General features: G+C 70.6%; 8 protein-coding genes. 6 read left to right on the forward strand and 2 right to left on the reverse strand.

What is annotated here, in order from left to right:
* Nucleotides 1-297, reverse strand: a 297-nt coding sequence (locus EAO73_RS25350) for a P1 family peptidase (protein WP_191134217.1), incomplete at its 3' end; no start/stop codon positions are given.
* Nucleotides 298-1182: 885 nt separating this feature from the next.
* Here EAO73_RS25350 and EAO73_RS25355 point away from each other — a divergent pair.
* From EAO73_RS25355 to EAO73_RS25380, 6 genes are read left to right on the forward strand one after another with little or no spacing between them, the layout of a single operon-like run.
* A complete protein-coding gene (locus EAO73_RS25355) occupies nucleotides 1183-2334 on the forward strand; it encodes an MFS transporter (RefSeq protein ID WP_147973900.1) in 1152 nt (383 codons plus the stop codon).
* Nucleotides 2331-4655 (forward strand): molybdopterin oxidoreductase family protein, encoded by a 2325-nt coding sequence (locus tag EAO73_RS25360; protein ID WP_147973901.1) that lies wholly within the window; start codon nucleotides 2331-2333, stop codon nucleotides 4653-4655. The genes EAO73_RS25355 and EAO73_RS25360 overlap by 4 nt, the downstream gene beginning before the upstream one ends.
* Nucleotides 4656-4662: 7 nt before the next feature.
* Nucleotides 4663-5265 (forward strand): 4Fe-4S dicluster domain-containing protein, encoded by a 603-nt coding sequence (locus EAO73_RS25365; protein ID WP_018104243.1) that lies wholly within the window; start codon nucleotides 4663-4665, stop codon nucleotides 5263-5265.
* The gene (locus EAO73_RS25370) at nucleotides 5262-6077 is read left to right on the forward strand and encodes a ubiquinol-cytochrome c reductase iron-sulfur subunit (RefSeq protein WP_147973902.1); all 816 of its coding nucleotides are present in this window, start codon (nucleotides 5262-5264) and stop codon (nucleotides 6075-6077) included. Before EAO73_RS25365 ends, EAO73_RS25370 begins: the two co-directional genes overlap by 4 nt.
* Nucleotides 6074-6508, forward strand: a complete 435-nt coding sequence (locus tag EAO73_RS25375) for a hypothetical protein (RefSeq protein ID WP_147973903.1) — start codon at nucleotides 6074-6076, stop codon at nucleotides 6506-6508. The genes EAO73_RS25370 and EAO73_RS25375 overlap by 4 nt, the downstream gene beginning before the upstream one ends.
* A 36-nt stretch (nucleotides 6509-6544) precedes the next feature.
* Nucleotides 6545-6754 (forward strand): hypothetical protein, encoded by a 210-nt coding sequence (locus EAO73_RS25380; RefSeq protein WP_147973904.1) that lies wholly within the window; start codon nucleotides 6545-6547, stop codon nucleotides 6752-6754.
* Between the two features lie 22 nt (nucleotides 6755-6776).
* Here EAO73_RS25380 and mscL read toward each other — a convergent pair whose 3' ends face one another.
* Nucleotides 6777-7256: a large conductance mechanosensitive channel protein MscL gene (gene mscL, locus EAO73_RS25385; protein WP_147973905.1), complete on the reverse strand. Its 480-nt coding sequence runs from the start codon at nucleotides 7254-7256 to the stop codon at nucleotides 6777-6779.
* Between the last annotated feature and the right edge of the window lie 233 nt (nucleotides 7257-7489).

Consider the following 7489-nt stretch of genomic DNA (forward strand, 5'->3'; position numbering starts at 1 on the left):
CACCCGCACCCCGCGCCCCCGCTCCTCCAGCCAGGCCATCACCCCGGACGCCGCGTCGAGCCCGTACGCGCTGCCGCCGGTGAGGACGACCGCGTCGATGCGCTGCACCAGGTTGCGCGGATCCAGCGCGTCCGTCTCCCGGGTCCCCGGCCCGCCGCCCCGCACATCGACGGCCGCGACAACCCCGCCCTCGGGTGCGAGCACGACAGTGGTGCCGGTGAGCGCACCCTTCCCGGCGACCCGCGCGTGCCCGACGCGCAGCCCGGCGACATCGGTGAGGGCATCCTGACGAGGCATCGGAGGGCTCCTTCGGGCGGGGCGGGGGGTGGGGCGGGGGTACGCGGCCAACGTACCGCCGAAGACCGGCCCCGCCCTGGGGGGCTTCCCCGTTACCTATTTCGTGGCTCCGCAACGGGGCCTCCGGCCATCGGGTCGGCATGACTTCCCCCTCGTTGCTCATGATCCGGGGGCGTCCCTATGTACCTGGTCAAGGCCGGAGGCCAGTAGGTGCGGGTGGAGCCGAGCTGTAGGGGTAGGCGGGCATGGGCCGGGACGTTGGACAAGGTGCTGCCCGAGCTGTTCGCGCCCGATTACGACCGGCGGCGTGAGACCTGCTAGAGAGGCGCATCGCAGTCGAACTCGAACGTCTCCTTGGCGGCATCAGCGGGGAACTCAGGGTGGTCGTGCCAGATTCCAGCGAGAGCGACCAAAAGATTCCATGCGGCGGCTGCCACCTCAGTCGTTGCCCCGTCCGCGGGCGGAGCGGTCCGATGAAAGCGCACTGCGAAGATCTGCCTGTCCGCGGCGAGACAAAGGGCTGTCGCCGCGCGGCGGGCTTCACCTTGAAGCGAAGCCGAGTCAGGGATACGGTCCCGCACGAACCGAACCAGCCGGTTGACCTGGTCCTCAGTGATCCGCTCCACCCGTTCCCCCCGCAGTGAACAAGCCCCTTCGCCTCGCGCGGCGCCAACTATCGCACCGGACCACTGACGCCCCAAAGTCTTTGCGGACGGCCCAATGCCTTGACCAAAGACATAGGGGCACCCTCCCACCCCTCCGCCCACCCACTCCCACCGCACCCCCCGCGACTCGCTCACCCCCTGGCCCCCCAAAACAGGACCAATCACCCCCCACCCCCCCCAAAACAGGACCAATCACCCCCCACCCCCCTACCGTGGCAGCGTGACCGAGCCACCTGAAGCCGCAGGCGCAGCCGCGCAGCCCGCCCCCGGAGCGCGTGCCGGGTCCGCCGACGGGGCCGGCGGCCGGCCTCCACCGGGCGGTTCGGCGCGCGCCGGGGGGCTCGTCCCCCGGTCCGTCACCGCGCGGGCGACCGCGGCGGGCGTCATCGTCTCCTGCCTGCTGATCGTGGCCATCGTGCTCGGCAGCCGGTTCCTGGAGCACTTCGACTCGGCGCTGCTGCCGTATGCCGTGGCCACGGTGTTCCTCGCCTTCGGCGTCGCCTACCGGTACACCGTCTGGGTCTCCGCACCCGGCGCCAAGCGGCTGTTCAAGAAGGGCTGGGGGAGCCTCTTCTCGATGGACAACTTCCGCCGGGCGCCCACCGCGCTGCCGAAGATGATCGCCACCTACCTCGGCTTCCAGAAGTTCCTCGGCGCCCGCTCCCACGCCCGCTGGGCCGCCCACCAGCTGATCTTCTGGGGCTGCATCCTCGCCTCGCTGATCACCTTCCCACTGACCTGGGGCTGGTTCACCTTCACCTCGGGCACCGGCTCCGGACCCGGCTACGAGATGCGTATCTGGGGCTTCAAGATCCTCGGCTTCGACTCACTGGACTTCCTCGGCTGGCTGATGTTCCACGGCCTGGACATCGCCGCCGTCCTCGTCATCCCCGGCGCCTCCTACTTCCTGTGGCGGCGGATGAAGGACCGCGGGGCCGTCACGGGCCAGCGGTTCGGCTACGACCTGGTGCCGCTGATCGCGCTCATCGTCATCTCGGTGACCGGTCTGCTCCTCACCTTCTCCTCGATCTTCCTGCACGGCGGCGGCTACGAGTTCCTGGCGATCCTCCACATGGTCGCGGTGGTCTTCACCCTCATCTACATCCCGTTCGGGAAGTTCTTCCACATCGTCCAGCGGCCCGCCGCCGTCGGCATGCAGCTGTTCAAGTACACCGGCCGGCAGGACGAGGAGGTCTTCGCCTGCCGCCGCTGCGAGGAACCCATCGACACCACCCCGTACGTCGACAACCTCCGCGGCACCATGCGCGACCTCAGCCTCGGCTTCGACGAGTGGGCCGAGTACTGCCCGCGCTGCAAGCGGGTGCTGCGCGGCAGCGCCTACCTCTCCCAGGTGAAGAAGGGTTTCAAGTGACCGCGGACTCGCGCACGCCCGAACCGCATGCGGTCGTCCCCATCGACCCCTCTCTCGCACCCCCGGGCACCCGCGCCTTCCGTGACGCGGGCGGTATCCCCGCCGACCGGTGGCACGCCGACCAGAACGGCGAGACCCTCGTCCCCACCCACTGCTGCTTCTGCGGAGTCCAGTGCGGCATGTATCTGCGCGTCGACCGAGGCGGCAAGGTCTTCGGCGTCGAACCCCGCAACCACGACATCAACCGCATGCGCCTGTGCCCCAAGGGCATCAACGCCTATCAGCAGGTCAACCACCCGGACCGGCTCACCGCCCCCCTCATGCGCCGCTCCCGCGACGAGGACTTCCGCGAGGTCTCCTGGGAGGAGGCTCTCGAATTCACCGTCGCCGAGATCAGGCGCATCCAGCAGACGTACGGGAACGACGCCTTCGGGATGCTCGGCGGGGCGAGTCTGTTCTCCGAGAAGACGTACCTCGTCGGCAAGTTCGCCCGGGTCGCCCTCAAGACCCGGCACGTCGACTACAACGGCCGCCTCTGCATGGTCAGCGCCGCCGGCGCCAACAAGCTGGCCTTCAACATCGACCGGGCCGGCAACCCGTTCTCCGACATCCTCCTCACCGACTGCCTGCTCATCGCCGGCTCCAACGTCGGCGAGTGCTTCCCCGTGATGACCCAGTACGTGTGGGGTGCCCGGGATCGCGGCGCCAGCCTCATCGTGGTCGACCCCCGCGAGACGGCCATCGCCCGGACCGCCGACATCCACGTCGCCCTGAAGCCCGGCACCGACTCGGCGTTCTTCAACTCCGTGCTGAACGTCGTCGTGGCGGAGGGCCTCACCGACGAGACCTATCTCGCCGCCCACGCCACCGGCTGGGAGGAGGTCAAGGCCAAGGCCGCCGAGTACCCGCCGTCCCGTGCCGCCGAGATCTGCGGCATCCCCGCCGAACAGATCGTCCAGGTCGCCCGCACCTTCGCCCGCGCCCCCAAGGCCATGGCCTGGCACGCCCGGGGCATCGAACACCACTCCCAGGGCGTCGAGAACTGCCTCACCGTGATCAACCTCTGCACCGCCACCGGGAACATCGGCAAACCCGGCGCCGGCTACGGCACCATCACCGGCCAGGGCAACGGGCAGGGCGGCCGCGAGCACGGCCAGAAGTCCGACCTCCTCCCCGGCGGCCGCTCCATCAACAACGCGGAGCACCGCCGGCAGATCTGCGAGATCTGGGGCATCGAGGAGTCCGAACTCCCGCCCGCGGGAACCTCGATGATGGAAATGGTCTGGCAGATGCAACGCCGCGAGATCCGCGGCCTGATCGGCATCTGCAACAACCCCTTCGTCTCCCTGCCGAACTACAAGGTCGTCAAGGAGGGGTACGACGCCACTGAGTTCCACGCCCAATTCGACTTCTTCCTTTCCGAGACCGCCGCCAACGCCCACGTCGTCTTCCCCGTCACCACCTGGGCCGAGGACGACGGCGTCATGGCCAACGCCGAGGCCCGCGTGGTCAAGCACAACAAGGCCCAGGACCCGCCCCCGGGAGTCCGCACCGACACCTGGGTGATGTGCGAACTCGCCCGACGGCTCGGCGCCGGCGACAAGTTCGCCTTCGACAACTCCCGCCAGGTCTTCGACGAGCTGAGGATCGCCTCCGCCGGCACCGTCAACGACTACTACGGCATCACCTACGAACGGCTGGAGGAGACGGGCGGCATCTCCTGGCCCTGCCCCTCCACCGACCACCCCGGCACCCCCCGGCTCTTCGAGGACGGCAGGACCTACCACCCCGACGGCAAGATCCACCTTCAGGTCGTCGAGTGGCATCCGCCGATGGACCCGTACGACGACGAGCACCCCATGACGCTCACCACCGGGCGTACCGTCGCCCACTTCCTCTCCGGCAACCAGACCCGCCGCCTGGGAGCCCTCGTCGAACAGACCCCCCGCCCCTGGGCCGAGGTCCACCCCTCGCACGGCTTCCGCAACGGCGAACCCGTCCGCGTCGTCACCCGGCGCGGCAGCGAGGTCTTCCCCGCCCTGGTCACCGAGGCGATCCGCCCCGACACCGTCTTCGTCCCGTACCACTGGCCGGTCCCCACCGCCGCCAACGCGCTCACCATCGACGCCCTCGACCCCCGCTCCAAGATCCCCGAGTACAAGGTGTGCGCCTGCCGCATCGAGCACGCCGAGCGGATCGACGAGGTCCCCGCACCCCCGGTCGCCCCCGGGCACGTCGCCTACCCGGAGACCCAGGTCTCCCGCACCGACCCGCTGCCGCCCACCTCCCCGCAGGGCCGCGGCACCTCGGAGAGGAGCTGATGCCCGCATGATGGGCCGCACGATCTTCATCGACCCCGGGCGCTGCATCGGCTGCCAGGCCTGCGTCTCCGCCTGCCGCGAATGCGACTCGCACCGCGGCAAATCCATGATCCACCTCGACTACACCGACGAGGGCCAGTCCGTCGCCTCCCTTCCCACGGTCTGCATGCACTGCGAGGACCCCGTCGCCCCCTGTGCCGAGGTGTGCCCCGCCGACGCGATCCTGGTGACCGCCGACGGCGTCGTACAGCAGGCCGACACCACCCGCTGCATCGGCTGTGCCAACTGCGTCAACGCCTGCCCCTTCGGCGTACCGAAGATCGACCTCCAGGCGAAGCTGCAGATGAAGTGCAACCTCTGCTACGACCGCACCGCCTACGGCCTCGCCCCCATGTGCGCCACCGTCTGCCCGACCGGCGCGCTCTTCTACGGGACCGCCGAAGAGCTCCAGGCCGAACGCCCCGGCGTCCAGGTCGCCGACTCGTTCGTCTTCGGCGAGAGCGAGGTCCGCACCGGCGTCGCGATGGTCGTGCCCGCCGACCGGGTCCAGTGGCCGGTACCCGGCGGCCTGCCCGTCGTCGAGATCAACGGGAAGGACGTCCGACGGTGACCGAGACCGACGCGCCGCCCCCCGGCGACCCGAAGCAGCCCCCGCCCCGCGACCCGGGCAGCACGCCCTTCGGCGCGCCCGGACAGCCGGCGTCCGGTGACCCCCGTGAGGCCCTGCACGACCGGATCGCCGCCGATTCCCTCACCACCCGCCGCGACTACCTGCGGATCGTCGCCACCGTCTCCGGCGGGCTCGCCGTCGGCGGCCTCGGCGTCGCCGGCGGCATGCTGCCCCGCCACGGCGACCCCGACGAGGACGGCAAGGCCCCCGCACCGAAGAAGATCGCCTCCCAGCTCCTTCCCGGCGAATCCATCGCCTTCGACTATCCCGACGAGGAGGACCGCGCGGTCGCCGTCCGGCTCAACGACGGCACGCTCGTCGGCTACTCCGCGATCTGCACCCACCTCGCCTGCGGCGTGCTCTGGCGCAAGGACCGGGGCACCGAGGGCGAGCTGTACTGCCCCTGCCACGAGGGCGTCTTCGACGCCCGCAGCGGTGAGGTCACCGCAGGACCGCCGCCCCGGGGACTGCCGAAGGTCGTCCTCACCGAGGAGACCGACGGCAGCATCTGGGCGGTCGGCACCACCCGGTCCGGCGAGAGCATCGAACACGGGCTGTGCCGCCAGTTCGGCGAGGACCGCCCCGACCTGGCCTCCCGGCTCGGCTGTCCCGGCGTCCGCGACGGTGCCGAGGCACCCGCCGCACCCGGAGCCGCCCGCACGGTGGCCCCCGGGCCCGTCGCCCCGGGGCCGTCCCGCACACGCACCCGTACCGGAGCCGGAGCCACCGACACTTCCGGGAGCCCGACATGAGCGACGACGACCGCCTGCCGCCCGGCTCCCCGCAGCCCTCTCCCGACGCGCAGTACCCCGGCCCCCCGGACCACCCCGGCCCGCACTACCCCGAATACCACCCGGGCAGTGCGCGGGCCGAGCTGAACAGGCCCGTCCACGAGCGCTACCCGCAGATCCGTCCCACCAGCGGCTACGGCGACCCCCGCGTCCGGCACACCGGCCCCGGGCCCGGCGCCGGCACCGACCAGGAGCCCGAGCGGTCCTCCAAGCTCACCGCCCGCCTCGTGCTGGCCATGAGCGTCGTCATCGGGCAGCTGTGGGGGCTGACGGTCATCGTCGACGAGTGGATGGAGGGCAACACCGGCACCGCCTGGTGGGGAGCCGGATTCCTCTGCCTGTCGTTCCTCGTCGTCCTCGGGCTCTGGGTGCTCGATCCCAAGGACCGCTGACCGCCGGACGGGGCCGAGCGGCCGTACCCTGGAGGCATGAGTACCGCCCCCGCCCCCGGACCGCGCGATGCGGAGCCCCCCACGCCGGACCGGCCCAGGCCCAAGCCGGCGCTGGTCTTCGACGATCCGCTGGACCAGCAGTCCACGGACGACACGGACCAGGGATGGGGCGAGCGGGCCCCCTCGGGCGGCGGCGCCGCGGATCTGGCGCGCTTCCTCGACGAGAAGCCGCCGCACCACATCTGACGCCGCCCCGCCCGAGAGCGTCCTAGGCCGGGCTGCTGCCGCCCCCGCGCTGCGCGACCAGAACGTCGCGGATCTCCTTCAGCACCTCCAGCTCGCTCACCTCCAGCGTCTCCTGGACGCCTTCCTTCGCCGCCTGCATCGCGGCCCGCCGGGCGAGGTACTTCGCCATCGGCAGGACCATCAGGAAGTAGACGACGGCAGCGGTGATCAGAAAGCTGAGCGTCGCGCTGAGCACCGAGCCCCACAGAATCCGGATGCCTTCCGTCGCCTCGCCCGTGGCGGGGTCCGTCGTGCACGGACCCTTCAGGCAGGAGCTGTAGTGCTCCAGGTCCTTGGTGCCGAACGCACCGACGAGCGGGTTGATGACCCCCTTGACGATCGAGTTCACGATGTTCGTGAACGCCGCGCCGATGACGACGGCCACCGCCAGATCGATCACGTTGCCACGCATCAGGAAGGCCTTGAAGCCCTCCAGCAGACTGACCTTCTTCGTCTCGCTCACGGGTGCGCCGTCCTCCGTCAAAGTCACCAGGGGTGTGAACTCCCCGGAAACTTACGGCAGTAGGGCACGCAACCGCCCCATCCGGGAGGGTTGTCCGGTGACGGGACAGTTCGTCAGTACGAATCAGCACAGGATCACCGCGAATCCTCCTGAGATCCCCGCCCCCGCCAGTTCGGCGGCCGTCGCCCTGGGCACCCCCAGCACGATCAGCGCCCCCGCCTCCGGCGCACCCC

Source organism: Streptomyces sp. col6 (genome assembly GCF_008042035.1).
Lineage (GTDB): Bacteria > Actinomycetota > Actinomycetes > Streptomycetales > Streptomycetaceae > Streptomyces.

Coding starts and splice junctions, on each gene's coding strand:
- EAO73_RS25365 (WP_018104243.1), top strand. CDS start 4,663: ATGATGGGCCGCACGATCTTCATCGACCCCGGGCGCTGCATCGGCTGC.
- EAO73_RS25375 (WP_147973903.1), top strand. CDS start 6,074: ATGAGCGACGACGACCGCCTGCCGCCCGGCTCCCCGCAGCCCTCTCCC.
- EAO73_RS25380 (WP_147973904.1), top strand. CDS start 6,545: ATGAGTACCGCCCCCGCCCCCGGACCGCGCGATGCGGAGCCCCCCACG.